The organism is Amycolatopsis sp. cg9, assembly GCF_041346945.1.
GTDB lineage: Bacteria > Actinomycetota > Actinomycetes > Mycobacteriales > Pseudonocardiaceae > Amycolatopsis.
Map to the genome: position 1 here is coordinate 3,338,670 of NZ_CP166850.1, position 22,312 is coordinate 3,360,981.

A 22,312-nucleotide genomic window follows, 5' to 3' on the forward strand; every position below is an offset into this window, starting at 1 on the left:
GGAAAACTCGGCCGCGGCGACCGAGGAGGGACGCATGGCGATGCCACGACGGACTGTGGTGACGGCGGCGGTGGCGGCGCTCATCGGGCTCGGCGGTGGCATCACCGCGTCCGCGGCGGCCACTCCGGAGGCCCCGCCGGCCCAGGCGCAGTCGCCGGGCGAGCTCTGGAAGCGCACGGAGCTGTTCTTCGGCACCGGCAAGCCGGACGGCACCGAGGTGACCGACAAGGAGTTCGCCGCGTTCTCCGACCGGGAGATCACCCCGGCGTTCCCGGACGGCTTCACGCGCCTCGACGGCAGCGGCCAGTGGCGCGGCGGGTCCGGCTCGATCGTGCGCGAGCACACCCACGTGATCGTGCTGCTGTACCCGTTCGCCGATCGTGCGGCCGAACGGGAGATCGAAGAGATCCGCGCCGACTACCGGAAGCAGTTCGAGCAGGAGTCGGTACTGCGTTCGGACTCCGTGGAGCGGGTCTCATTCTGAGTTACCGTGACCTAGCGTGCTTACGGTAATCGGCCTATCGCCTTGCGTGGCGGTCGTAGTGTGCACTGAGGGGCATGACGGTCGGCCGCTTGACGCGGGTGCTGCGCACGGTGTTCTTCACGGCCGTCGCGCTGGTGTCGTTGTTGCTCGGCGGCATCGTCTGCCTGATGTGCCAGGTGCTGGCGGGCCGGGACGCCCCCACGTTCCGCGTCGAGGGGTTCGTGGTGTCCCACGAGCGCGGCGCGCTCCCGGTCGGCGGGGAGGGCGGGCTCAGCCACACGCTCTCGGTCGTCGCGGGCGGGCGGCAGTACCGCGTCACCGCCGTCGACTCCGGCCTCGACCTGCCGGCCGGCCAGTCAGTGGTGCTCGACGTCTCCACGGCGGACGGCAGCATCGCCTACCTCCGCGCGGGCGGCGGCGTGGTCGACCTGCGCCCGGGCGTCGTCCGGCCGGTCCTGCTGATCGCCGCGGCCCTGCTCGCGCTCGGCGCGGTGTACTTCGGCGCGGTCCGGCTCAACGTCTATCCACCGGTGGCGACCTGGCTGGCCTTGGCGCTGGGGGCGACGCTGGCGCCGATCGCGGTCTTCGTCCGGCTGTAGTGCCACCCCCGTGCGCAGGTCACCCACGCGGACTAGCGACAATGGGGCACGGCAGATTGTCGTCGTCGGAGGAGGCTTCACGTGCGGGACCTGGTCGAGATCGGGATGGGCCGCACCGCGCGGCGGGCGTATGACCTCGACGACGTCGAGATCGTGCCGTCGCGGCGGACCCGGTCGTCTTCGGTGGTGTCCACCTCCTGGCAGATCGACGCCTACCGCTTCGACCTGCCGCTCGTCACGCACCCGACGGACGCGATCGTCTCGCCCGGCACCGCGGTCGCCGTCGGCGAGCTGGGCGGCCTGGGCGTGCTGAACGCCGAGGGCCTCTGGGCTCGGCACGCGAACGTCGAGGACGCCATCTTCCAGCTGGTCCGCGCGGCCGAGGACCTCGAGGACCCGACCGCGGTCGGCCGCGTGCTGCAGGAGCTGCACGCCGCGCCGATCCGGCTGGACCTGCTGAGCGAGGCCATCAAGACGGTCCGCGAGTCCGGCGTCACCGTGGCCGCGCGGGTCAGCCCGCAGCACGCCGCCGAGCTGACCCCCGACCTCATCGCGGCCGGCGTCGAGATCCTGGTCGTGCAGGGCACGATCATCTCCGCCGAGCACGTCCAGCGCGACGCCGAGCCGCTGAACCTCAAGGAGTTCATCGGCCGCCTCGACGTCCCGGTGATCGCCGGCGGCGTCAGCGACTACCGCACGGCGATGCACCTGATGCGCACCGGCGCGGCCGGCGTCATCGTCGGCCACGGCTACACGCCGGGCGTCACCAGCACCGACCGCGTCCTCGGCATCGGCGTCCCGATGGCCACGGCGATCATCGACGCCGCGGCCGCCCGCCGCGACTACCTCGACGAGACCGGCGGCCGCTACGTCCACGTGCTGGCGGACGGCGGCATGACGACATCGGGCGACATCGCGAAGGCCATCGCGTGCGGCGCGGACGCCGTCATGCTCGGCTCCCCGCTGGCCGCCGCCCAGGACGCCCCGGGCCAGGGCCTGTACTGGACCGCGGCGGCCGCGCACCCGTCCCTGCCCCGCTCACGCGTGGCGGCGGGCCCGGACTACGCGGTCGACCTCAAGACCCTGCTGTTCGGCCCGTCCTCCGACGCGGAGGGCGTGGTGAACCTCTTCGGCGCCCTCCGCCGCGCGATGGCGAAGACGGGCTACTCGGACCTGAAGGAGTTCCAGCGGGTGGGCCTCACCGTCCGTCGGTGAGGGGCGGCGTCCCCCGAAGGAGTTAGCGCCGGAGGGAACCTCGCTGGTGTTCTCCTCGTCCGACAGCGCATAGTGTCCGTGGTGGCGCACAGCGTAGTCAGGGGAGGGTGGAGCGATGGTGCCTGATGCCCAGTCGCCCGCATACGACCCCAGCCGGACGTGGTCGATGCCGGAGCCGAACGGTGTGCCGGCGCCGGGTTCCTACGGTGTGCCGGCTTGCTCGGGGGGTTCCGGCTTCGCCTACGACGAGGCGACGCTGCGGGAGCTGGCCAAGGACTGGGACGACCTGGCCGACGAGTTCAGGGCAGACCGCCAGAAGGCGTACTACGTCGTCGGCGCTCAGGGGCCGGGACTGGAGTACGCCAGCCAAGGCAATGCCGAGCTGGTGCGGGCATCTGGTGAAGCGTTGCTGGAGACGCTGGCCGGGCGGGAGAAGTACTGCCGGGCGATGGCGGCGAGGTTCCGGGCTGCACTGGGTGAGCAGGCTGCGGCCGAAGAAGCGCATCGGACCGAAATCGACCAAGCCGGAGGCAGTCTGTGACGCGCCGCATGATCGTTTCGCTGGGCGCCGCGTTGCTCATGCTGGCGGCTTGTAGCACCACCAGCGGCGGGACGCCGGTTCCGGTTTCGTCGGCGCCGAGTGTTTCGCCTTCCGCCACGGCTTCGGACGAGGTACCCGGTCCGGGGGTGCCGAAGGTGGCGAACCCCGTCGACCTCACGACGCTTGAGCAGTCGCCGTGCAATGCGTTGACGCCGACCCAAGTTGCCGGGCTGCTCGGTTCGGGAGTGGAGACGAAGCCAGAGCCTGGAGCAGGCGTAGGTCCTGTTTGCAACTGGGAGGCGCCCGGCCGGGCCGGCATCGGCATCATCTTCGGCAAGCTGGACAAGCGCGGCCTGACCAGGGTGTATGCCGAGAAGGGCAAGGCCTATCCCTTCGTCGAGCCCTTGGAGCCGGTTGGCGGCTATCCGCTGGCCGCGTACGACGGGCTGGGGGACCGGCGGGCCGAGGGGGAGTGCACGGTCGCCGTCGGGACCAGTGACACGCAGACCATCGACATCAGCGTCAACCAGTCGGAGAAGAACATCGGCAAGAGCGACCCCTGCGAGGCCGCCCGCGAAGTCACGGCGATGGTCTTGGGCAACGCGCGCGCGAACTAGCGGCCGCCCCACCTTCACGCAGGTGGGGCGGTCAACTCGCCTTCGGGGTTACTCGGACCTCGAGATGGGCCTCACCGTCCGTCGGTGAGGTGGTCGAGGAACGCGCGGAAAGCCGTCGTCGAATACACGAGCACCGGGCGGGCGGCCAGTGCCGCCTGCTTGGTGTCCCGTACGCCGACGACGCCTGGGCCGGTGCCGACCTCGACGCACGCGTTCTCCTCGAAGTGGCTGTGGCTCGACTTGCGCCAACCGGTGAGCTTTCGTGGGCTCATCGTGGTGCCTCCTGGGATCGTGTCCCGCTCGGCGGTGAATCGCCGACGTGGACATCGAGCTCTCTGATAAGTACCCACCCGCGGCGCTCGTGTAAGCGTCCAGAAGGGTGACTGACGAGTAACTTACCTCTGGTCAGAACCTGGACCCCGGGTTACGCTCCCAGGTGTGACTGCCAGTAACACCACCACCAGTGCGGGTGGCCCCGACTACGACGTCGTCGTGGTGGGGTCGGGGTTCGGCGGCAGCGTCGCGGCGCTGCGGCTCACCGAGAAGGGCTACCGGGTAGCCGTCGTCGAGGCCGGGCGGAGGTTCGCCGACGACGAGTTCGCCAAGACGTCGTGGGACCTCAAGCGCTACCTCTGGGCGCCGCAGGTCGGCTGCTACGGGATCCAGCGCATCCACATGCTCAACGACGTCATGGTGCTCGCGGGCGCCGGCGTCGGCGGCGGGTCGCTCGTCTACGCGAACACGCTGTACCGGCCGCTCAAGCCGTTCTACCGCGACCGGCAGTGGTCCCACATCACCGACTGGGAGGCCGAGCTCGCGCCGCACTACGACCAGGCGAGCCGGATGCTGGGTGTCGTCACGAACCCGACGACCACCCCGTCGGACGTCGTGATGCGCGCCGTCGCGAAGGACATGGGCGTCGCCGATTCGTACCACCCGACGCCGGTCGGTGTGTACTTCGGCAAGCCGGGGGAGCGCGCGAAGGACCCGTACTTCGGCGGTGCCGGACCCGAGCGCGTCGGCTGCACCGAGTGCGGCTCGTGCATGACCGGCTGCCGCGTCGGGGCGAAGAACACCCTGGTCAAGAACTACCTCTACCTCGCCGAGCAGGACGGCGCGAAGGTCATCCCGCTGACGACCGTGACGTCCGTGCGCCCGGTCGAGGGCGGGTACGAGGTCGACCTGAAGAAGACCGGCACGACCTCGAAGAAGTTCCGCACCACGATCACGGCCGAGAAGGTCGTCTTCGCCGCGGGCACCTGGGGCACGCAGAACCTGCTGCACAAGATGAAGGACACCGGCACGCTGCCGAAGCTGTCGCGCCGGCTCGGCGAGCTGACCCGGACGAACTCCGAGGCCATCATCGGCGCCGCCCGGACCGACGTCGACGAGAGCCGGAACTTCAGCCGCGGGGTCGCGATCACGTCGTCCATCCACCCGGACGAGAACACCCACATCGAGCCGGTCCGCTACGGCAAGGGCAGCAACGCGATGAGCCTGCTGCAGACGATCGCGACCGACGGCGGTTCGCCGGTGCCGCGCTGGCGGCAGGCCGTCAGCTTCATGGTCAAGCACCCGCTCCAGACGGCGAAGCTGCTCAACGGCTACCGCTGGTCGGAGCGCACGGTGATCCTGCTGGTGATGCAGAGCCTCGACAACTCGATCACGACGTACACGCGGCGCGGGCTGTTCGGCCGCCGCAAGTACACGTCGAAGCAGGGCCACGGCGAGCCGAACCCGAGCTTCATCCCGGCCGGCCACGAAGCGAACGAGCGCACGGCCGACCACATCGGCGGCATCGCGGGCGGCACCTGGGGCGAGATCTTCGACATCCCGCTGACGGCCCACTTCATCGGTGGCGTCCCGATCGGCGCCACCGCCGACGAGGGCGTCATCGACCCGTACCACCGCGTGTTCGGCTACCCGGGCCTGTCGGTGGTCGACGGCGCGGCGATCACGGCCAACCTCGGCGTGAACCCGTCACTGACGATCACGGCGCAAGCCGAGCGGGCGTTCTCGTTCTGGCCGAACAAGGGCGAACCGGACGCCCGGCCCGCGCAGGACGCGCCGTACGCGCGGCTGGAGCCGGTCGCGCCGAAGAACCCGGCCGTCCCGGCGGAAGCGCCCGCCGCGCTGCGCCGATCCTCCTAGACTCGAGGCCGTGACGACGGCATCGGAAAAGGCACGCGAGCTCCTCGGCGGGGTGCGGAAGCTCGACGACGAATGGGCCAGGGTCATCGGTGGCCTCGGCGAACCCGAGCTGCGCGCGCCCAGCGCGTTGCCCGGCTGGTCGCGGGCGCACGTGCTCGCCCACCTCGCCCGCAACGCCGATGGTCTCAAAAACCTGCTGAGCTGGGCGGACACCGGGGTCGAGGCGCCGATGTACCCCAGTGCCGAAGCGCGCGAAGCCGACATCGAGGCCAGCGCGCAGCACTCGGCCGCCGACATCCTGGCCGACTTCGTCGCGTCCGCCGGGCGCTTCGAGCAGTACGCCGCGGCGATGCCGGACGACGCCTGGGCGCGCGAGGCCCGCAACCGGCAGGGCGCGCCGGTCACCGGGGCCGTCGTCGCGCGGATGCGGCTGTCCGAGCTGACCATCCACCTCGCCGACCTCGACCGCGGCTACGACCTCGACCGCGTGCTCGGGCTGCTCGGCCCGCTCACCGAGGACGTCGTGCAGCACGCCATCAGCTCCCGCAGCGCGCACCTCCCCGCGCTGCGCCTGGTCGCCGGCGGGTTCGAGTGGACGATGGGCGCCGCGCCGGGCGAGACCGTCTCCGGCACCGCCGGGCAGCTGCTGGCCTGGCTGAGCGGGCGCTCCGACGGCTCGGCCCTGGACGGCGCCGTGCCGCGGATCCCGGCCTGGTCGTGAACGCGGCGCCGCCGCGGCGCGTGTACCCGGTGGGCCGTCGAGGTGTTGACGTCCGCCCGCCGACCTAGACTGGGCGTCCCCGGCCCCGAGGAGTCCGCTGTGGACAGTGAGCACGACCAGGCGCAACCCGCCGGACGGCCGCGCGTCCACCACCGTGTGGACAGAAGGACGTTCCTGCGGGTGGCGGGGGTGTCGGCCGCCGGTGCCGTCGCCGCCGCGTGCGGGCCGGGCGGCTCGCCGTCGCCCGTCGCCTCGAGCTCGCCGGCGCCCACGACCTCCGCGCCGCCCACCTCGCGGCTGCCGACCGGGCCGCCGAACTGGGACGACCTGCGCGGCAAGCTGACCGGGAACCTGCTGCGCCCGGGCGCCGACGGCTACGACACCGCCAAGCGCGCGTTCAACCAGCTCTTCGACACCAAGAACCCGGTCGCGGTCGTGACGGCGTCGACCGCCGAGGACGTCCAGGCGAGCGTCCAGGCCGTGGCCGGGCGGGCGTCCATCGCCGCGCGCAGCGGCGGCCACAGCTACGCCGGCTACTCGGTGCCCGACGGCGGGCTGGTCGTCGACGTCGCCGGGCTGAACAAGATCGACGTACAGGGCAGCCAGGCCGTCATCGGCGCGGGCGCGAAGCTCAAGGACGTCTACGCCGCGCTCGCGCGGGCGGGGCGCGCACTGCCCGCCGGGTCCTGCCCGACGGTCGGGATCGCCGGGCTGACGCTGGGCGGCGGCATCGGCGTGCTCTCCCGCAAGTACGGCCTGACCTGCGACCACCTCGGTTCCGCGCAGGTCGTCACGGCCGACGGCCGGGTGCTCAAGGCGTCCGCGGACTCCGAGCCGGACCTGTTCTGGGGGCTGCGCGGCGGGGGCGGCGGCAACTTCGGCATCGTCACCGAGTTCACCTTCGACACCGACCCGGCGCCGGACCTGACGGTCTTCTCGCTGCACTTCCCGGCCGGGTCCGCGGCCGACGTGCTGGGCGCGTGGCAGCAGTGGATCGCCGCGATGCCGCCGGAGCTCTGGGCGAACTGCGTCATTTCGGGCGGTTCGCCGGTCCAGGTCCGCGTCGGCGGCTGCTACGTCGGCGGGGCGGCCGGGCTGAACACGCTGCTCAACAACCTGACCACCAACGCCGGCGCGCGGCCGGCCCAGCGCACCGTGAAGAGCCTCGACTACCTCGGCGCGATGAACTACTTCTCCGGCAGCTCGAACCGGCAGTCGTTCGTGGCGTCGTCGCGGATCATCACCAGCCCGGTGGACGCCGCGAAGGTCGTCGCGCTCGCCGACGGCCGCACCGGCACCGACCTGCTCATCGACGGCCTCGGCGGCAAGGTCGGCGAGCCGGCGAAGAACGCGACCGCGTTCTGGCACCGCGATGCGCTGGCCAGCGTCCAGATCTACGCGCCCGCGACCGCGAAGACCCAGCAGAAGGTCGCGGCGTCGGTGGGGGAGGTCGCCGCCGGCCTGGCCGCGGCCGGTGCGGGCGGCGGGTACGTCAACTACATCGACCCGGCCCTGCCCGACTGGAAGTCCGCCTACTACGGCGACAACGCGAAGCGGCTGCAGGACGTCGCGAAGAAGTACGACCCCGACAACGTCTTCCGGTTCGGGCAGGGCGTGGTGGCTTAGAGGTCGATGCCGGTGAAGACCGTGACGCGTTCTTCGGTCAGGTCGTGCATCGCCGCGAGCACGCCTTCGCGGCCGACGCCGGAGCCCTTCACCCCGCCGTAGGGCATCTGGTCCGCGCGGTAGGACGGCACGTCGCCGATGATCACGCCGCCCACTTCGAGTTCCGCCGCCGCGTGGAACGCCAGCTGGACGTCGGTGGTGAAGACGCCGGCTTGCAGGCCGTACGCGGAGTCGTTGACCGACCGGAAGGCGTCGTCGACACCGTCCACAACGGACACCGCGAGCACCGGCCCGAAGATCTCCTCGGCCCACGCCTTCGTGCCCGGCGGGACGTCGGTGAGCAGGGTCGGGGCGACGGTCGCGCCGTCGCGAGTGCCGCCGGTGAGCACCTTCGCGCCCGCCGCGACGGCCTCGTCGACCCACGCGACGATCCGTTCGGCGGAGGCTTCGTCGACGACCGGGCCCACGTCGGTGTTGCGGTCGTAAGGGTCGCCCGTCCGCTGCGCCTCGACGGCTTCCCGCAGCGCGGGCACGAACTCTTCGGCCACGGCGGCGTCCACGATCACCCGCTGTACCGCGATGCAGGACTGGCCGGCCTGGTAGTTGCCGAAGGTGGCGATGCGGTGCGCGGCGCCTTCGGGGTCGGGCCAGTCGCGCAGCACGACGGCCGCCGCGTTGCCGCCGAGTTCGAGCACGACGTGCTTGCGCGGCGCCGCGTCCTTCAACGACCAGCCGACCGGGCCCGAGCCGGTGAACGACACGACGGGCAGCCGCGGGTCCGCGACGAGCCGCTGCGTCTCCTCGTTCCCCAGCGGCAGCACCGAAAACGCGCCTTCCGGCAGGTCCGTCTCGGCCAGGATCTCGCCGAGGATCAGCGCCGACAACGGCGTCCGCGGCGCGGGCTTGACGATGATCGGCGCGCCGATCGCCAGCGACGGCGCGACCTTGTGCGCCACCAGGTTCAGCGGGAAGTTGAACGGCGCGATGCCGAGCACCGGCCCGCGCGGGACGCGGCGGGTCAGCGCCAGCCGCGCTTCGCCCGCGGGATCGGTGTCGAGGCGCTGGACTTCGCCGGTGAACCGGCGGGCCTCCTCGGCGGCGATGCGGAACACCGACACCGCGCGCTTGACCTCGGCCTCGGCCCACTTGAGCGGCTTGCCGTTCTCCGCCGTGATCACCTCGGCGATCTCCTCGGCACGCGCGGCGAGCACGCGCGAGACGTGTTCGAGCGCGCCGGCGCGGACGTGCGCCGGTGTACCGCGGAACTCGCGGGCGACCGACGCCGCGGCCGCGACCGCGCGCTCGACCTGCTCCGGCCCGGGCACGGCGACCGTGGCGACCTCGCTGCCGTCGTACGGGTGGTGCACGACGAGGGTGGTGGCGCCCGCCTCGGGGCGGCCGGCGATCCAGGCGGGGCGCGGCTCGGGGGTGATCATGTCCATGCGTACCAACGTAATCCGGGTGGCGGACCGGGCGTGGGACCCCCACCCGGACGGGTCACGGCTTGATGAGCACCTTCAGCGCTTCGCGGTCCGCCATCGCGCGGTAGCCGTCCGGCACGCCCTCGACGTCGATGGTCCGGTCGAAGACGCGACCCGGCCGGTACTTGCCCTCGAGGACGTCCGGCAGCAGCTCGGGGATGTAGTGCCGGGCGGGGGCGACCCCGCCGGTGATCGTGACGTTGCGGCGGAACACCCCGACGCCGGCGGGCGCGTCTTCGTACTGCGGCAGGCCGACGCGGCTGACCGCGCCGCCCGCGCGCACGACCCCGACGCCCATCTCGAACGCGCCCTTCGTGCCGACGCACTCGAGCACGGCGTGGGTGCCCTGGCCGTTCGTGAGCTCGCGCACCTTCTCGATGCCCTCGTCCCCGCGCTCGGCGACGACCTCGGTCGCGCCGAACTCGCGGCCGAGGTCGGTGCGCGCCCGGTGCCGTCCCATCAGGACGATCCGGTCGGCGCCCAGGCGCTTCGCCGCGAGGACGGCGGACAGCCCGACCGCGCCGTCGCCGATCACGGTGACGTTCTGGCCTTCGCTCACCCGTGCCTTCACGGCGGCGTGGTGGCCGGTGGAGAAGACGTCCGAGAGCGTCAGCAGGGACGCGAGCAGGTCGTCGTCCTCGGTGTGGGGCAGCTTGACCAGGGTGCCGTCCGCCTGCGGCACGCGCACGGCCTCGCCTTGGCCGCCGTCGACGCCCTTCGCGCCCCAGCCGCCGCCGTGCAGGCAGGACGTTTGGAGGCCTTCGCGGCAGAACTCGCAGGTGTTGTCGGACCACACGAACGGCGCGACGGCGAGGTCGCCCTTCTTGAGGGTGGTGACGTCGGCGCCGGTCTCTTCGACGACGCCGAGGAACTCGTGGCCGATCCGGCGCCCGTCCTCGCGCGGCGGCATGTCGGCGTACGGCCAGAGGTCGCTGCCGCAGATGCAGGACCGCACGACCCGCAGGACGACGTCGGTGGGTTCGGCCAGCTTCGGGTCCGGCACGGTCTCGACCCGGACATCACCGGCGCCGTAGATGACTGTCGCTCGCATACTGGGGGCCTTCCCTGGGCTGAACGTGACAAACGTCGGGGGTGCGGCGGCGGGGACGCGCCTAGATTTTCGTCCATGAGCACGCGCACCGCATCCCGCAACCCGCCGGCGGCCCTCGCCGTAGCCGCCCGCCGCCCGTACCTGACGGTCGCGGTGTTCGCGGTGACGCTGGCGTGCGGGATCGCGCAGCTGGCGGACGGCGGGCTGTACGACCACGTCGTCCGCGACGCCGCCCGCATCGACGCGGGCGAGTGGTACCGCCTGGTCACGGGGATGTTCTTCCAGGACGGGCAGGTGTTCGGCCTGGTGTCGAACCTGATCTGGCTGGCGGTCTTCGGCACCGTCGCCGAGCGCGTGTTCGGCCGCGCCCGCTGGCTGGTCCTCTACTTCGGCTGCGGCCTGTTCGGCCAGTTCACGAGCTACGTGTGGCTGAACCCGGTCGGGGCGGGCAACTCGATGTGCGTCGCGGGCCTGATCGGTGCCCTGGCGGCGGTGGTGATGGTGGCTTCGCGCCGATACGGCGTGGTGCTGCCGGTGCAGTTCCGGGTCCTGGCGTACGCGGTGCCGGTGCTGGCCGTGGTCGACACGCTGGTGCACGACAACCACGGCCTCCCGGCCCTGCTCGGCCTGGCCCTGGGCTTCCTGCTCCTGCCCCGCCGCCCGGTCGTGAGTGTGGAACAGGGTTAGAACCCTGTTCCACACTCACGAGGGCTCAGTCGGGGTAGCAGCCGCCGAGCCGGCACCAGTGGGCGACCAGGTGCGGTTGCGGCGGTACCGCCAGGAGCTCGGCGAGGTCCAGTTCGGCCTGGCGGGCCGCCCGCTCGCTGCGGTCCCACTCCAGGTCCTCGTCCACGCTTTCGCCCCGCTCCGCGCGGGACTGCGCGGCGGCGATCCGCTCGCACCGCAGCTCGTCGGCGCGGCCCAGGTCTTCGGTGTGCCGGGCGTCCAGGACGATCCCGCTGCCCGATCGAGCGCCGTAGCGCAGGGCGATCCGCAGCAGGTCGGTGCTGAACGCGCGGGTCTCGGCGGGCACCCACGACAGCCGTTCCCAGTCGGGCGGGGGCTGGTCGTCGGCGCGGCAGACCACGTACCCGGGCACGTCACACCAGGTCAGAGCGCCTTTCGGGCGGAGTCGGTACAGCATGCGCAGGTCCCCCTCGGAGCCGTCCTCGATACCCGGTGAATCGGGCCGACGGTGACTCCCCGTTACAGCTCACCGATTGCGGTACAGGTCGCGCAGCAGCAGGACTTCGGCGCAGTGGTGGATCATCTCGCGGTGGATGTGCAGCACCAGCGTCGCCATCGGGTACTCCGCGTACGGGCCTTCGGCGGGGCCGCACGGCCGCGCGAGCGCCGCTTCGTCGAGTGACCGGACGCCGGAAACCCACCGGGCGTAGTACTCGTCCAGCAGCGCCAGCACTTCCGCGGCCGTCCCCGGGTACGGGTAGTCGTCGTAGGTCATCGCCGGGCCGCCGAAGTGCGACGCCACCCGCATGCCCAGGACGCCGACCAGGATGTGGTTGAGCCGCCACGCGATCGTCGTGACCGGCGGCGGGGTCGGCTCGGGGAAGGCGAAGTCGATGGTGAACGGGCCCGTGCCGGGCTCGTCGTCCGACTTCCGCGGCCGCACGGTCCAGCAGCCCGCGACCGGCTCCCAGAAGTACTCGTCGTCGGTGAGCCCCTCGAGCTTCGGGCGCGTGTGGACGTTCCAGTGGAAGTCGAGCTGGTCGGTCAGTTCCTTGGTCCAGTTCACAGCCATACGCGGACCGTAGGCCGGATCGCGGACAGGGGCGGCCCTGAATCCCGGGTGACCCAGCCCACCTGGGACGATGGACCTCGATTCCCGCTTCTCGCCAGGAGGTCGTCAGGTGCCCAACCCCACCGGTCCGGTTCTCGTCGTGGACTTCGGGGCGCAGTACGCGCAGCTGATCGCCCGGCGCGTCCGCGAGGCGCAGATCTACTCGGAGGTCGTGCCGCACAGCGCGTCCACCGAAGAGATCCTCGCGAAGAACCCCGCGGCCATCATCCTCTCCGGCGGCCCGTCGAGCGTGTACGCCGAAGGCGCCCCGGGCATGGACCCGAAGCTCACCGAAGCGGGCGTCCCGATCTTCGGCATCTGCTACGGCCACCAGCTGCTCGCCAGCGCGCTCGGCGGCGTCGTCGAGCCGACCGGCGTCCGCGAGTTCGGCCGCACCGAGGTCCGCGTGACCGGCGACGGCGGTGTCCTGCACGCCGGCCTGCCCGCGCACCAGCCCGCGTGGATGAGCCACAACGACAGCGTCACCAAGGCCCCGGAAGGCTCGGTCGTCACCGCGTCCTCCGACGGCGCCGAGGTCGCCGGCTTCGAAGACGTCGAGCGCCGCTTCGCCGGCGTCCAGTACCACCCGGAGGTCGCGCACTCGCCGCACGGCCAGGAGGTGCTGCGCCGGTTCCTGCACGACATCGCGGGCATCAAGCCGCAGTGGACGACGTCGTCGATCGTCGAAGAGCAGATCCAGCGGATCAGCGACCAGATCGGCGACGGCCGCGCGATCTGCGGCCTGTCCGGCGGCGTCGACTCCGCCGTCGCGGCCGCGCTGGTCCAGCGGGCCATCGGCGACCGGCTGACGTGCGTGTTCGTCGACCACGGCCTGCTGCGCGCGGGGGAGCGCACCCAGGTCGAGCGCGACTTCGTCGCCGCCACCGGCGTCAACCTGGTGACCGTGGACGCGCGCGAGCGCTTCCTCGACGCGCTCGCCGGCGTCACCGACCCGGAGCAGAAGCGCAAGATCATCGGCCGCGAGTTCATCCGCGTCTTCGAGCAGGCCGAGCGCGACCTCAAGGCCCAGGGCGACTACAAGTTCCTGGTCCAGGGCACGCTGTACCCGGACGTCGTCGAGTCCGGCGGCGGCGAGGGCACGGCCAACATCAAGAGCCACCACAACGTCGGCGGCCTGCCGGACGACCTGGAGTTCGAGCTGGTCGAGCCGCTGCGGCTGCTGTTCAAGGACGAAGTCCGCAAGGTCGGCACGGAGCTGGGCCTGCCCGAGACGATCGTGCAGCGCCAGCCGTTCCCCGGCCCCGGCCTGGGCATCCGCATCATCGGCGCGGTCGACCAGGAGCGCCTGGACACCCTGCGCGCGGCCGACCTGATCGCCCGCGAGGAGCTGACGGCGGCCGGGCTGGACCGCAGCATCTGGCAGTGCCCGGTGGTGCTGCTCGCGGACGTCCGCAGCGTCGGCGTCCAGGGCGACGGCCGGACCTACGGGCACCCGGTGGTGCTGCGGCCGGTGTCGTCCGAGGACGCGATGACCGCGGACTGGACGCGCCTGCCCTACGACGTCCTGGAGCGGATCTCCACGCGCATCACCAACGAGGTGGCGGAGGTCAACCGGGTCGTCCTGGACGTGACGTCCAAGCCGCCGGGCACCATCGAGTGGGAATGAGTCCGCTGTAGACAAGGCTCGAGGCCCCGGCGTGGGATCCGGGGCCTCGAGGGTTTTCGGTTCGGCGCGGCCGGTTCAGCGGCGGCGTTTGCCGCCGAAGGACGCGCCGAGGAGCAGCAGCCCCACGAACACCGCGCCGCCGGCGATCACCCAGCGGAAGTCGAACGAAGGCAGCCAGCTGGCGCCGTCCGAGAGGACGTAGGCCGACACCAGCAGGGTCGCGATCCCGACGATCAGGGTGAAGACGTCGAAGCCGCCGCGCTTGGCGGGCTGGGTGTCCGCCGGTTCGTCGTAGAGGTAAGGGTTCTGCTCAGCCACGTCGCACCTCCACGCTGCCCACGCTGTTGTCCACCTTCAGGGTGATCTTCTGGCCGCCGACGCCGTCGGGGCCGTTGTCCGTGCCCTTCAGCGCGGCCTGGCTGATGCCGTCGGTCGAGCGGTCGAAGCACTCCGTCGAGCCGGCGCCGGTGTGGCACTCGTAGGTGACGTCCGCGTTCTCCGGCACGATGACCTTGGTGTCGCCCGCGCCGTTGGAGACGGTCGTCGAGTACGGGTCCCCGGCCGGCACCTTGCTCAGGTCGAGGTCGATGTCGCCGGCCGCGTGCTGGTAGAGCGGCTGCACGTCGGCGATGGTGGCCGGGGTCTGCTTGATGTCGCCGACACCGCCGCGGAAGTCGAGGTTCTCGAACGGCGCCGTCGTCAGGATCATCCCGACGATCGCCAGCGGCACCGCGAGCCCGATCAGGCCGCGCCCGCCGCGGGCGAACGCGCCGGAGACGAGGCCGATCCCGGTCACGCCGAGCACCAGCCCGATGATGTGCTGCGCGGAGAACCAGGTCACGTCGTTGAGGTTCAGCAACACCCCGGCGCCGGCGGTCAGCACGGCGAGCGCGAAGGTCACCGAACCCACCTTGGAGTGCGGCCGCCGCTCGATTGCGCGGTACGACGGCGGCGGGGTCGGCTGCGGCGGCTCGGCCGGCGCGTCGGGCAGGTCCCAGCCGGCCGGGTCGGCGGCGAGGGGATCGAACCCCTGCGCCGGCGACTGCGCCTCGGCGGTGTCGGTCATGGTGAAGGCTCCGTTCCCGGTGAAGGCCTCGGTCCGCGGCCGCAGCACGACCGGCGCCGGCCGGTTCAGGTGCCCGCGGCTGCGGTGCAGCAGGTAGAGGGCGGTGGCGATGAGCGCGAAGCCGATCAGGCCGCCACCGTCGAACCAGGTGGAGCTGAACATCCCGCCGGCACTGACGACGGTGAGCACGGCCAGCACGACGGCGAAGGCGGGCGACACCGACGACCGGCCACGCCCGATGAGGCCCTCGAAGCCGGAAACCTCGTCGTTTTCGCCCGGCAGGAACAGCCACGCCAGCAGGTAGAAGGTCAGGCCGAAGCCCCCGAAGATCGTGGCGACCACCAGCGCGATCCGCACGACGACGGGATCCACCCCGTACCGGTACCCGATCCCGGCGGCCACCCCGGCCACCTTCCGCCCCGCCTGCGGCCGCCTCGGCCGGCTGGCCCAGAAGTCCTTGACGGTCTCCTCGAAGCCGTTCAGGACCCCCGGCTTCTCGCTCGCACCACTCATACCGAGAAGCATGCGGCACCGGCGCCGGCGGGACATCCGGGATGGTCCCTGAGGTTTCCCCGGTCCCGGAACCCGGGCCTGGACCAGTGGATCAGGGGTTTCCCCGATGGAACCCCAAGCCCCTGCGTGTGACCATGGACGGCGTGCAGGACTCCCTCGACCTCGTAGCCACCGACCAGGCGGTCGTCGTCCCGGAAAAGCCCAAGATGTTCCGGCGGCGCTCCGGGCGGGCGATCGCCGGGGTCGCCGGTGGGCTCGCCGATCACCTCGGTGTGCCGGTGCTCTGGGTGCGCACGGCGTTCGCGCTGCTCGCCGCGCTCAACGGTGCCGGGTTGCTCGCCTACGGGCTGCTCTGGGTGTTCGTGCAGCAGCAGTCCCAGGAGGCCGCGGGCTCGCCCACGCCGAAGGAACGGCAACAGGCGTTCGGCCTGATCGCGCTGGGTGTCGGCCTCGCCGTCGCCAGCGGGACGCTCACCGGCTTAATCAGCGGCTGGGTCGCCGTGCCGCTCGCCGTCGCCATGATCGGTCTCGCGGTCGTCTGGCGGGAGGCCGACGAGTCGCAGCGCCGCCGCTGGCGGGTCGGGGCGAAGGACGGCTTCGCGGGCGCCTTCCTCGGCGGGGGTGGCTGGTCGGCCGCCATCCGGATCGTCGCCGGCGTCGCGCTGGTGATCACCGGCATCACCGTCGTCGTGCTGCGCAGCGGCACCCTCGACCAGGTCCAGTTCGCGCTCATCGCGGTGCTCGCCACGCTGATCGGCGTCGCCGTGCTGACCGTGCCGTTCTGGCTGCGGCTGGTCCGCGACCTCTCCGACGAGCGCAAGGCCCGCATCCGCACCGACGAACGCGCCGAGATCGCCGCCCACCTGCACGACTCCGTACTGCAGACCCTCGCGCTCATCCAGAAGCAGAGCGAGCAGCCCCGCGAGGTCGCGCGCCTGGCCCGCAGCCAGGAACGCGAGCTGCGCGGCTGGCTCTACGGCCCCAACGGCTACGGCAAGCCCGCCGAGAAGGTCGAGGAGGAAACCGGCCAGCTGTCCGAAGCGCTCGCGACGGCGTGCGGCGAGGTCGAGGACACCTTCGCGATCTCGGTCGGCCAGGTCGTCGTCGGCGACGCGGAACTCGACGAGGCGCTGGTCGCGCTCGTCCAGGCCGCCCGCGAGGCCATCGTCAACGCCGCCAAGCACGCCGGGGTCGACGAGGTCAGCGTCTACGCCGAGGTCGAGCCGACCGCGGTGACCGTGTTCGTCCGCGACCGCGGCAAGGGCTTCGACCCCGACCTCGTCCCGGACGACCGCCACGGCCTCGCCGACTCGATCCGCGGCCGGATGACCCGGCACGGCGGCACGTGCAAGGTGCGGACCGCGCCGGGCGAGGGCACCGAGGTGCAGCTCGCCATGCCGGTGAAAGCGGGCAAGGGAGCGGCGTGAGGCGGCTATGCTCGACGACGTGACGGACAGCCAGCGTGAACCGGTCAAGGTGTTCCTCGTCGACGACCACGCGCTGTTCCGCGCGGGCGTGCGCACCGAACTCGACTCGATCACCGACGAAGTCCGCGTCGTCGGCGAGGCCGGTTCGGTCGCCGAAGCCGTCGCCGGCATCGCGCGGACGAAGCCCCAGGTCGTCCTGCTCGACGTGCACATGCCCGACGGCGGCGGCGCCGAAGTGCTGCGCCGCGTCCGCCCGGAGCTGCCGGACGTCGTCTTCCTGGCGCTTTCGGTCTCCGATGCCGCCGAGGACGTCATCGCCGTCATCCGCGCCGGCGCCCGCGGCTACGTGACGAAGACGATCTCGTCGAAGGAACTGGTCCGCGCGGTGGTCCGCGTCTCGGACGGCGACGCGGTGTTCTCCCCGCGCCTGGCCGGCTTCGTACTGGACGCGTTCGCCGACCGCCCCGGCTCGGCCCCGATCAACGACCCCGAGCTCGACCTGCTCACGCCCCGCGAGCGCGACGTCCTGCGCCTGCTGGCCCGCGGCTACGCGTACAAGGAAATCGCGTCGGAGCTGTTCATCTCGGTGAAGACGGTCGAGACGCACGTCTCGAGCGTGCTGCGGAAGACCCAGCTTTCGAACCGCTACGAGCTCTCCCGCTGGGCTTCCGACCGCCGGCTCGTCTAGACCCGTTCCAGCACCGGCTCCACCGGCGCCCGTTTCGGCAGCCGCGTCAACGCGACCCCGCCGAGCACGACCACCATGCCCGCGATCACCCGCAGGTGCAGCTGCTCGCCCAGGAACAGCGCCCCCAGCAGCACCGACACGACCGGCAGCAGGTAACCCACCACCGAAGCCGCGACCGCGCCTTCGCTCGCCAGCAGCTGGTAGTTGAGCGCGAACGCGAAGCCCGTCGACCCGATCCCCAGCACCAGGATCGCCAGCAAGGGCCCGGGGGACACGTGCACCGGCGTGAGCCCGCCGACCGGCAGCGCCAAGACCAGGAAGCCGCTCGCCAGCAGCATCTGGCCCGCCGCGGTCGCGTACGGCGACAACGACGAGTCCGAGAGGTACTTGCCCTCGTAGACGAACGCGAAGCCGTAGCTGGCCGCCGCCGCGAGGCACGCCAGCGCGCCCCAGCTCAGCAGGCCCGACGCCTGCCACGGCGCGAAGATCAGCAGGATCCCGCCGAGCCCGATCAGCAGGCCCGCCAGCCGCGCCCCGGTCATCCGCGACGACGTCCCCATCAGCGGCGCCGCCAGCAGCACCCACAGCGGCGTCGTCGAGTTCAGCACGCCGGTGATCCCCGAATCGACCGTCGTCTCGCCGATGGCGAACAGCAGGAACGGCAGCGCGTTGTGGAAGAACGCCGCCACCGCCAGGTGCCCCCACATCCGGCGGTCGCGCGGCAGCCGCGCCCGCTGCAGCCGGCACAGCACCAGCAGCATCGCCGCGCCGAGCACGAGCCGCGCCAGCACCAGCTGGACCGGCGAGAACATCCCCAGCCCCAGCTTGATCCAGAAGAAACTCGAGCCCCACATCAACGCCAGCGCGCCGATCCTCAGCAGGGTCTTCGTCTCGCCCACCCCAGGCCTCCTCAGCCGATCAAGCGTCAGCTTCGCCCGAGCCAGACGTAAGGACAAGCGAAAATAACTGCAGAAACACTTAAGCCCAGCTGTAAGATCCGGTCATGCTCGACGTCCGCCGCATGCAGGTCCTCCGCGCCGTGATCACCAGCGGGTCGATCACCGCCGCCGCCCGCAACCTGGGCTACACGCCGTCCGCGATCAGCCAGCAGCTGTCCGCGCTCGAACGCGAAGCCGGCACCGAACTCCTCGAACGCGTCGGGCGCGGCGTCCGGCCGACCCCGGCGGGGGCGCTGCTGTCCGAGCACGCCGAGACGCTGAGCACCGAGCTCGCCAAGGCCGAGGCGGCGCTGGCCGAGCTCAAGGAGGGCCGCACCGGCCGCGTCTCGATCCGCTACTTCGCCACGGCGGGCGCGTCGCTGGTGCCGCCCGCGATCGCCGCGGTCCGCCGCGAGCACCCCGGCGTGCACCTCGACCTCAAGCTCGTCGAGCCCGACGACCCGATGACGGACGTCGAGGCGGGCCGCGCCGACGTCGCGATCACCGTCTTCCCGCGCAAGACCCCGCCCGGCAAGGGCGTCGAGCTGGTGCACCTGCTCGACGACCCGTACCGGGCGGTGCTGCCGAAGGCCCACCCGCTGGCCCGCAAGCGCGTGCTGGACCTGACGGAGTTCGCCGACGAGCCGTGGGTCGGCGTCGACGGCCTGCCCGGCATCTGCCGCGACATCCTGGACAGCGCGTGCGCGTCCGCCGGGTTCGCGCCGAACGTCGTCGTCGAGTCCGAGGACTACCAGACGGCGCAGGGATTCGTCGCCGCCGGCATCGGCGTCGGCCTGATCCCGGAGCTCGGCCTCGGCGCGCAGCACCCCGGCGTGGTCGTCCGCCGGATCCGGAACCCGGAGCCGGTCCGCGCGATCCACGCCGCGGTCGCGTCCCGGGCGGCGGGCCACCCGGCCGTCCGCACGCTGCTCGAAGCCATGCGCGCGGCGACCGCCAAGGTGGCTTAGACGAAGAACAGCTCCGAAACGAGGATGCCGACCAGCACCGCCGCGAGGATCGCGGCCACGGTGATCAGCGTCTTCTTCGACACCGGCAGGTTCCACGCCTCGGCCTGCTGCACCGGAGCGGCGGGCGGCGGTGCGTACTGCGTCGCGTGCGGCGGAACCGGCTGCATCCGCTGCGTCTCTTCCGCGGGGGAGTAGCCGGGTGCCACCGGGATCTGCTGCTGGAACTGCGGCCCCGACGGCGGCATCGGCGGCGCGGCGGGCGCCAGGCCAGGGTTGAACGGCGGGGGCGGTGGCGGCGGCAACCCGGGCGCGGTCGGCGGGATGAACGCCGTCTCGCGGCCCTCGGTGATCGCCTTCAGCGAGCGGACGGTGTCCGCCATCGTCGGGCGCGTGGTCGGGTCCGAGCGCAGCATCTTGCGCAGCGCCTCGGTGAGGACGCCCGCGTTCTGCGGCGGGCGCTCGGACGACTGGCCGTCGTCACCGAACGGCGGCACGCCCTCGACGGCGGTGTACAGCGTCGCGCCGAGGGAGAAGACGTCCGCGGCCGGCGTCGGCGGCAGTCCCCGCACGACCTCAGGCGCCACGTACGCCGCGTGGGGCCCGCCGCCGCTGATGCCGATGTCGGTCAGCTTCACGCCGCCGTCGTCGGCCAGCAGCACCGTGCCCGGTTCGAGGGTGCGGTGGACGAACCCGGCGGTGTGGATCGCGGCCAGCGCGTTCCCGAGCTGGATGCCCAGCGCCGCCGCCTGGTCCGAGGTGAGCCTGCCGTGCTCGGCGAGGAACGTCGCCATGCTGCGCGAGGGGATGTACTCCATCACGAGCCAGACGTCCTGGCCCTCCGGCAGCACGTCGAACACCTTGATCGCGCACGGGTGCTCGATCCGGGCCGCGTCCTTGCCCTCCTGCATGGCGGCCGCGCGCGCCTGCTCGGCGCGGTCACCGCCGCCGACCGGCAGGTACATCCGCTTCATCGCGACGGTGCGGAACAGCCGCGTGTCGAACGCCAGCCACACGATGCCCGCGCGGCCGCGGCCGATCGGCTGGTCCAGCCGGAACCGGCCGCCGACGATGGTGCCTTCAGAACTCAAGTCGGATCCTCGGTCATCCGCCAGCCGGAGGTGTGGTCGTCCCGCCGGGCGTTGTCGTGTCAGGCGGTGGAGTCGTGGTCGGCTCCGAAGTCGTGGGCTTCGGAGTCGTCGTCTTCGGCGTCGTGGTCCGCTCCGGTTCGCTGGCCCGCGAGGTCGTCTTCTTCGACGAAGACGTCGCTTCCTCCGTGCTCGACGGCAGGTCGACCGTGCTGGTCGGCAGGTCCGTCGTCGACGGCAGCGACTCCGACGTCGCGGCGGGCGTCGGCTTGCTGCTCGACACCGGCGCGGCCGGCGCCTCCGGGTTGTTCGGGCTCAGCAGCCAGACGACGAGGGCGACCAGGCCCACCACCACGACGCCGCCGATGATCGCCGGGCGCTTCCACGCGCCGGGCTTCTCGTCGTCATCGTCGGGCCTCGCCTGCGGGCGGGGCCGCGGCGGGGGCGGCGGGGCCGGCTCGTCGTCGTAGTCGTCGTACTGGTCGTCCGCGTACGGGTCCTGGCCGTGCGGCGGCACCGGCACCGCGCGGGTCGCGGCCAGCCCGGGCGGCACGCCCCCGTGGCGGTTGTCCTCGGGGTAGTGGTCGTACCCGTCGTAGTCGTCTTCCGGGTAGCCGGTGCCCTCCGGGTAGTCGTCCTCGTCGTAGTACGGGACGGCCTGGGTCGGCGCCTGCCCGTCGAGCAGGCTGCCCGAGTGCCCCGCGGGGACCTCGTCGAACATCTGGGTCGCGTTCGGGTCGGCGAGGGCGGCCGCGCCGAGCACGCCGGCGGCCGGCGCCAGCATGGTCTCCTCCGCCGGGCCGCCGAGCGGCGTCTCGCCGCGCGCGACGGCCGCGAGCAGCTCCTCGCACTCCTCGGCGGTCGGCCGGTGCTCGACGTCCGGGTGCAGCAGCACGGCCAGCACGCTGGCCAGCGGCCCGGACTGGCGCGGCGGGTTGATCTGCCCGGCCGCGACCGCGTGCAGCAGGCTCAGCGTGTTCTCGGACAGCCCGAACGGCGGCTGGCCCTCGCACGCGGCGTACAGCGTGGAGCCGAGCGAGAAGACGTCGGACTCCGGGCCGGGATCGCCGCCGATGGCGACCTCGGGGGCCAGGTAGGCGGGCGTGCCGGCGATCATCCCGGTCTTGGTGACCGTGACGTCGTCCTTGGCGCGCGAGATGCCGAAGTCGGTGATCTTCACGGTGCCGTTGCCGGCGAGCAGGATGTTGCCCGGCTTGATGTCGCGGTGGACGATGCCGACCGCGTGCGCCTCGCGCAGCGCCGCGGCGACCTGGGCGCCGATGCGCGCCACCTCGGTCGGCGGCAGCGTGCGGCGTTCCTGCAGCACGGCGGCCAGGCTGGTGGAGTTGAGGTACTCCATGATCAGGCAGGGCTGGCCGTTGTCGTCGGTGACGACGTCGAAGACGGAGATCGCGTTCGGGTGGTGCAGCCGCGCCGCGATCCGGCCCTCGCGCATGGTGCGCTGCCGGGCGTCTTCCTTGTCGTGCTCGTCCAGGTGCGGCTGGAGCAGGAGCTGCTTGATCGCCACCGTGCGGCCCAGGACCTCGTCGTGCGCCTGCCAGACGGCCCCCATCGCGCCCGTGCCGATCCGGCCGACGATGCGGTACCGATCGGCGACCAGACGACCCTCGTCGCTCACGCGACCTCCCTTTGGGCTCCGACTTCACCAGGGCGTGAGGATAGGTGCCTGGTGACGCGGCCACGAGCACGCCGCGT

The 22,312-nt window shown here is 72.1% G+C and carries 23 protein-coding genes; 13 read left to right on the forward strand and 10 right to left on the reverse strand.

Going from position 1 to position 22,312, the window contains the following annotated elements; genetic code table 11:
* Positions 1 to 34: 34 nt before the first annotated feature.
* The 5 genes from AB5J73_RS16080 to AB5J73_RS16100 all read left to right on the forward strand — a co-directional run bounded on the left by AB5J73_RS16080 (position 35) and on the right by AB5J73_RS16100 (position 3,456).
* The gene (locus AB5J73_RS16080; protein ID WP_370970470.1) at positions 35 to 484 is read left to right on the forward strand and encodes a DUF3574 domain-containing protein; all 450 of its coding nucleotides are present in this window, start codon (positions 35 to 37) and stop codon (positions 482 to 484) included.
* Between the two features lie 74 nt (positions 485 to 558).
* Positions 559 to 1,083 carry a hypothetical protein gene (locus AB5J73_RS16085; protein WP_370970471.1) on the forward strand — a complete coding sequence of 175 codons (525 nt, stop codon included), beginning with the start codon at positions 559 to 561 and terminating at the stop codon, positions 1,081 to 1,083.
* 81 nt (positions 1,084 to 1,164) lie between these two features.
* Positions 1,165 to 2,298: a GuaB3 family IMP dehydrogenase-related protein gene (locus AB5J73_RS16090; protein WP_086856222.1), complete on the forward strand. Its 1,134-nt coding sequence runs from the start codon at positions 1,165 to 1,167 to the stop codon at positions 2,296 to 2,298.
* A 115-nt stretch (positions 2,299 to 2,413) separates the two neighbouring features.
* Entirely contained in the window at positions 2,414 to 2,839 is a 426-nt protein-coding gene (locus AB5J73_RS16095) for a hypothetical protein (RefSeq protein ID WP_370970472.1), read from the forward strand.
* Positions 2,840 to 2,847: 8 nt separating this feature from the next.
* A complete protein-coding gene (locus AB5J73_RS16100) occupies positions 2,848 to 3,456 on the forward strand; it encodes a DUF3558 domain-containing protein (protein ID WP_370970473.1) in 609 nt (202 codons plus the stop codon).
* Positions 3,457 to 3,527: 71 nt separating this feature from the next.
* Here the strand turns inward: AB5J73_RS16100 and AB5J73_RS16105 are convergent, their stop codons facing one another.
* Entirely contained in the window at positions 3,528 to 3,728 is a 201-nt protein-coding gene (locus tag AB5J73_RS16105; protein ID WP_370970474.1) for a DUF397 domain-containing protein, read from the reverse strand.
* A gap of 166 nt (positions 3,729 to 3,894) precedes the next feature.
* Between AB5J73_RS16105 and AB5J73_RS16110 the strand changes: the two genes are divergently transcribed.
* The 3 genes from AB5J73_RS16110 (at position 3,895) to AB5J73_RS16120 (ending at position 7,954) form a co-directional block, all read left to right on the forward strand.
* Complete coding sequence (locus tag AB5J73_RS16110) at positions 3,895 to 5,607, forward strand: FAD-dependent oxidoreductase (RefSeq protein WP_370970475.1); 1,713 nt, start codon at positions 3,895 to 3,897, stop codon at positions 5,605 to 5,607.
* Positions 5,608 to 5,617: 10 nt separating this feature from the next.
* Positions 5,618 to 6,328, forward strand: coding sequence for a maleylpyruvate isomerase family mycothiol-dependent enzyme (locus AB5J73_RS16115; RefSeq protein ID WP_370970476.1), 711 nt, complete (start codon positions 5,618 to 5,620; stop codon positions 6,326 to 6,328).
* Between the two features lie 99 nt (positions 6,329 to 6,427).
* Positions 6,428 to 7,954 (forward strand): FAD-binding oxidoreductase, encoded by a 1,527-nt coding sequence (locus AB5J73_RS16120; protein ID WP_370970477.1) that lies wholly within the window; start codon positions 6,428 to 6,430, stop codon positions 7,952 to 7,954.
* Here AB5J73_RS16120 and AB5J73_RS16125 read toward each other — a convergent pair.
* Both AB5J73_RS16125 and AB5J73_RS16130 read right to left on the reverse strand, forming a co-directional pair.
* Positions 7,951 to 9,396, reverse strand: a complete 1,446-nt coding sequence (locus AB5J73_RS16125) for an aldehyde dehydrogenase family protein (RefSeq protein WP_370970478.1) — start codon at positions 9,394 to 9,396, stop codon at positions 7,951 to 7,953. The genes AB5J73_RS16120 and AB5J73_RS16125 overlap by 4 nt on opposite strands.
* A gap of 55 nt (positions 9,397 to 9,451) precedes the next feature.
* The gene (locus AB5J73_RS16130) at positions 9,452 to 10,486 is read right to left on the reverse strand and encodes a zinc-dependent alcohol dehydrogenase family protein (protein WP_370970479.1); all 1,035 of its coding nucleotides are present in this window, start codon (positions 10,484 to 10,486) and stop codon (positions 9,452 to 9,454) included.
* 75 nt (positions 10,487 to 10,561) lie between these two features.
* Here AB5J73_RS16130 and AB5J73_RS16135 point away from each other — a divergent pair, with 75 nt between their 5' ends.
* Positions 10,562 to 11,173 carry a rhomboid family intramembrane serine protease gene (locus AB5J73_RS16135; protein WP_370970480.1) on the forward strand — a complete coding sequence of 204 codons (612 nt, stop codon included), beginning with the start codon at positions 10,562 to 10,564 and terminating at the stop codon, positions 11,171 to 11,173.
* A 25-nt stretch (positions 11,174 to 11,198) separates the two neighbouring features.
* On the opposite strand, the gene AB5J73_RS16140 is transcribed toward AB5J73_RS16135, so the two are convergent.
* Positions 11,199 to 11,630, reverse strand: coding sequence for a hypothetical protein (locus tag AB5J73_RS16140; RefSeq protein ID WP_370970481.1), 432 nt, complete (start codon positions 11,628 to 11,630; stop codon positions 11,199 to 11,201).
* Positions 11,631 to 11,699: 69 nt separating this feature from the next.
* Complete coding sequence (locus AB5J73_RS16145) at positions 11,700 to 12,245, reverse strand: DinB family protein (protein ID WP_370970482.1); 546 nt, start codon at positions 12,243 to 12,245, stop codon at positions 11,700 to 11,702.
* Positions 12,246 to 12,354: 109 nt separating this feature from the next.
* On the opposite strand from AB5J73_RS16145, the gene guaA reads away from it, so the two are divergent.
* A complete protein-coding gene (guaA, locus tag AB5J73_RS16150) occupies positions 12,355 to 13,911 on the forward strand; it encodes a glutamine-hydrolyzing GMP synthase (protein WP_370970483.1) in 1,557 nt (518 codons plus the stop codon).
* A 75-nt stretch (positions 13,912 to 13,986) separates the two neighbouring features.
* Here the strand turns inward: guaA and AB5J73_RS16155 are convergent, their stop codons facing one another.
* Entirely contained in the window at positions 13,987 to 14,229 is a 243-nt protein-coding gene (locus tag AB5J73_RS16155; RefSeq protein WP_370970484.1) for a hypothetical protein, read from the reverse strand.
* A complete protein-coding gene (locus tag AB5J73_RS16160) occupies positions 14,222 to 15,490 on the reverse strand; it encodes a PspC domain-containing protein (protein ID WP_370970485.1) in 1,269 nt (422 codons plus the stop codon). Before AB5J73_RS16160 ends, AB5J73_RS16155 begins: the two co-directional genes overlap by 8 nt.
* A gap of 134 nt (positions 15,491 to 15,624) precedes the next feature.
* Here AB5J73_RS16160 and AB5J73_RS16165 point away from each other — a divergent pair, with 134 nt between their 5' ends.
* Complete coding sequence (locus AB5J73_RS16165; protein ID WP_370970486.1) at positions 15,625 to 16,917, forward strand: PspC domain-containing protein; 1,293 nt, start codon at positions 15,625 to 15,627, stop codon at positions 16,915 to 16,917.
* Between the two features lie 7 nt (positions 16,918 to 16,924).
* Positions 16,925 to 17,605 carry a response regulator transcription factor gene (locus AB5J73_RS16170; protein WP_103353375.1) on the forward strand — a complete coding sequence of 227 codons (681 nt, stop codon included), beginning with the start codon at positions 16,925 to 16,927 and terminating at the stop codon, positions 17,603 to 17,605.
* Here AB5J73_RS16170 and AB5J73_RS16175 read toward each other — a convergent pair.
* Positions 17,602 to 18,504 (reverse strand): DMT family transporter, encoded by a 903-nt coding sequence (locus AB5J73_RS16175; protein WP_370970487.1) that lies wholly within the window; start codon positions 18,502 to 18,504, stop codon positions 17,602 to 17,604. The two genes, AB5J73_RS16170 and AB5J73_RS16175, sit on opposite strands and share 4 nt — an antisense overlap.
* Before the next feature lie 104 nt (positions 18,505 to 18,608).
* Between AB5J73_RS16175 and AB5J73_RS16180 the strand changes: the two genes are divergently transcribed.
* Positions 18,609 to 19,511 carry a LysR family transcriptional regulator gene (locus AB5J73_RS16180; RefSeq protein WP_370970488.1) on the forward strand — a complete coding sequence of 301 codons (903 nt, stop codon included), beginning with the start codon at positions 18,609 to 18,611 and terminating at the stop codon, positions 19,509 to 19,511.
* Here AB5J73_RS16180 and AB5J73_RS16185 read toward each other — a convergent pair.
* Together AB5J73_RS16185 and AB5J73_RS16190 are read right to left on the reverse strand one after the other, a co-directional pair.
* Positions 19,508 to 20,599 carry a serine/threonine-protein kinase gene (locus AB5J73_RS16185; protein WP_370970489.1) on the reverse strand — a complete coding sequence of 364 codons (1,092 nt, stop codon included), beginning with the start codon at positions 20,597 to 20,599 and terminating at the stop codon, positions 19,508 to 19,510. The two genes, AB5J73_RS16180 and AB5J73_RS16185, sit on opposite strands and share 4 nt — an antisense overlap.
* Before the next feature lie 13 nt (positions 20,600 to 20,612).
* Positions 20,613 to 22,235: a serine/threonine-protein kinase gene (locus tag AB5J73_RS16190; RefSeq protein WP_370970490.1), complete on the reverse strand. Its 1,623-nt coding sequence runs from the start codon at positions 22,233 to 22,235 to the stop codon at positions 20,613 to 20,615.
* Positions 22,236 to 22,312 lie beyond the last annotated feature (77 nt).

Coding starts and splice junctions, on each gene's coding strand:
- AB5J73_RS16085 (WP_370970471.1), top strand. CDS start 559: ATGACGGTCGGCCGCTTGACGCGGGTGCTGCGCACGGTGTTCTTCACG.
- AB5J73_RS16080 (WP_370970470.1), top strand. CDS start 35: ATGGCGATGCCACGACGGACTGTGGTGACGGCGGCGGTGGCGGCGCTC.
- AB5J73_RS16130 (WP_370970479.1), bottom strand. CDS start 10,486: ATGCGAGCGACAGTCATCTACGGCGCCGGTGATGTCCGGGTCGAGACC.
- AB5J73_RS16160 (WP_370970485.1), bottom strand. CDS start 15,490: ATGAGTGGTGCGAGCGAGAAGCCGGGGGTCCTGAACGGCTTCGAGGAG.
- AB5J73_RS16165 (WP_370970486.1), top strand. CDS start 15,625: ATGGACGGCGTGCAGGACTCCCTCGACCTCGTAGCCACCGACCAGGCG.
- AB5J73_RS16170 (WP_103353375.1), top strand. CDS start 16,925: ATGCTCGACGACGTGACGGACAGCCAGCGTGAACCGGTCAAGGTGTTC.
- AB5J73_RS16095 (WP_370970472.1), top strand. CDS start 2,414: ATGGTGCCTGATGCCCAGTCGCCCGCATACGACCCCAGCCGGACGTGG.
- AB5J73_RS16105 (WP_370970474.1), bottom strand. CDS start 3,728: ATGAGCCCACGAAAGCTCACCGGTTGGCGCAAGTCGAGCCACAGCCAC.
- AB5J73_RS16125 (WP_370970478.1), bottom strand. CDS start 9,396: ATGGACATGATCACCCCCGAGCCGCGCCCCGCCTGGATCGCCGGCCGC.
- AB5J73_RS16100 (WP_370970473.1), top strand. CDS start 2,848: ATGATCGTTTCGCTGGGCGCCGCGTTGCTCATGCTGGCGGCTTGTAGC.
- AB5J73_RS16145 (WP_370970482.1), bottom strand. CDS start 12,245: ATGGCTGTGAACTGGACCAAGGAACTGACCGACCAGCTCGACTTCCAC.
- AB5J73_RS16180 (WP_370970488.1), top strand. CDS start 18,609: ATGCTCGACGTCCGCCGCATGCAGGTCCTCCGCGCCGTGATCACCAGC.
- AB5J73_RS16135 (WP_370970480.1), top strand. CDS start 10,562: ATGAGCACGCGCACCGCATCCCGCAACCCGCCGGCGGCCCTCGCCGTA.
- AB5J73_RS16140 (WP_370970481.1), bottom strand. CDS start 11,630: ATGCTGTACCGACTCCGCCCGAAAGGCGCTCTGACCTGGTGTGACGTG.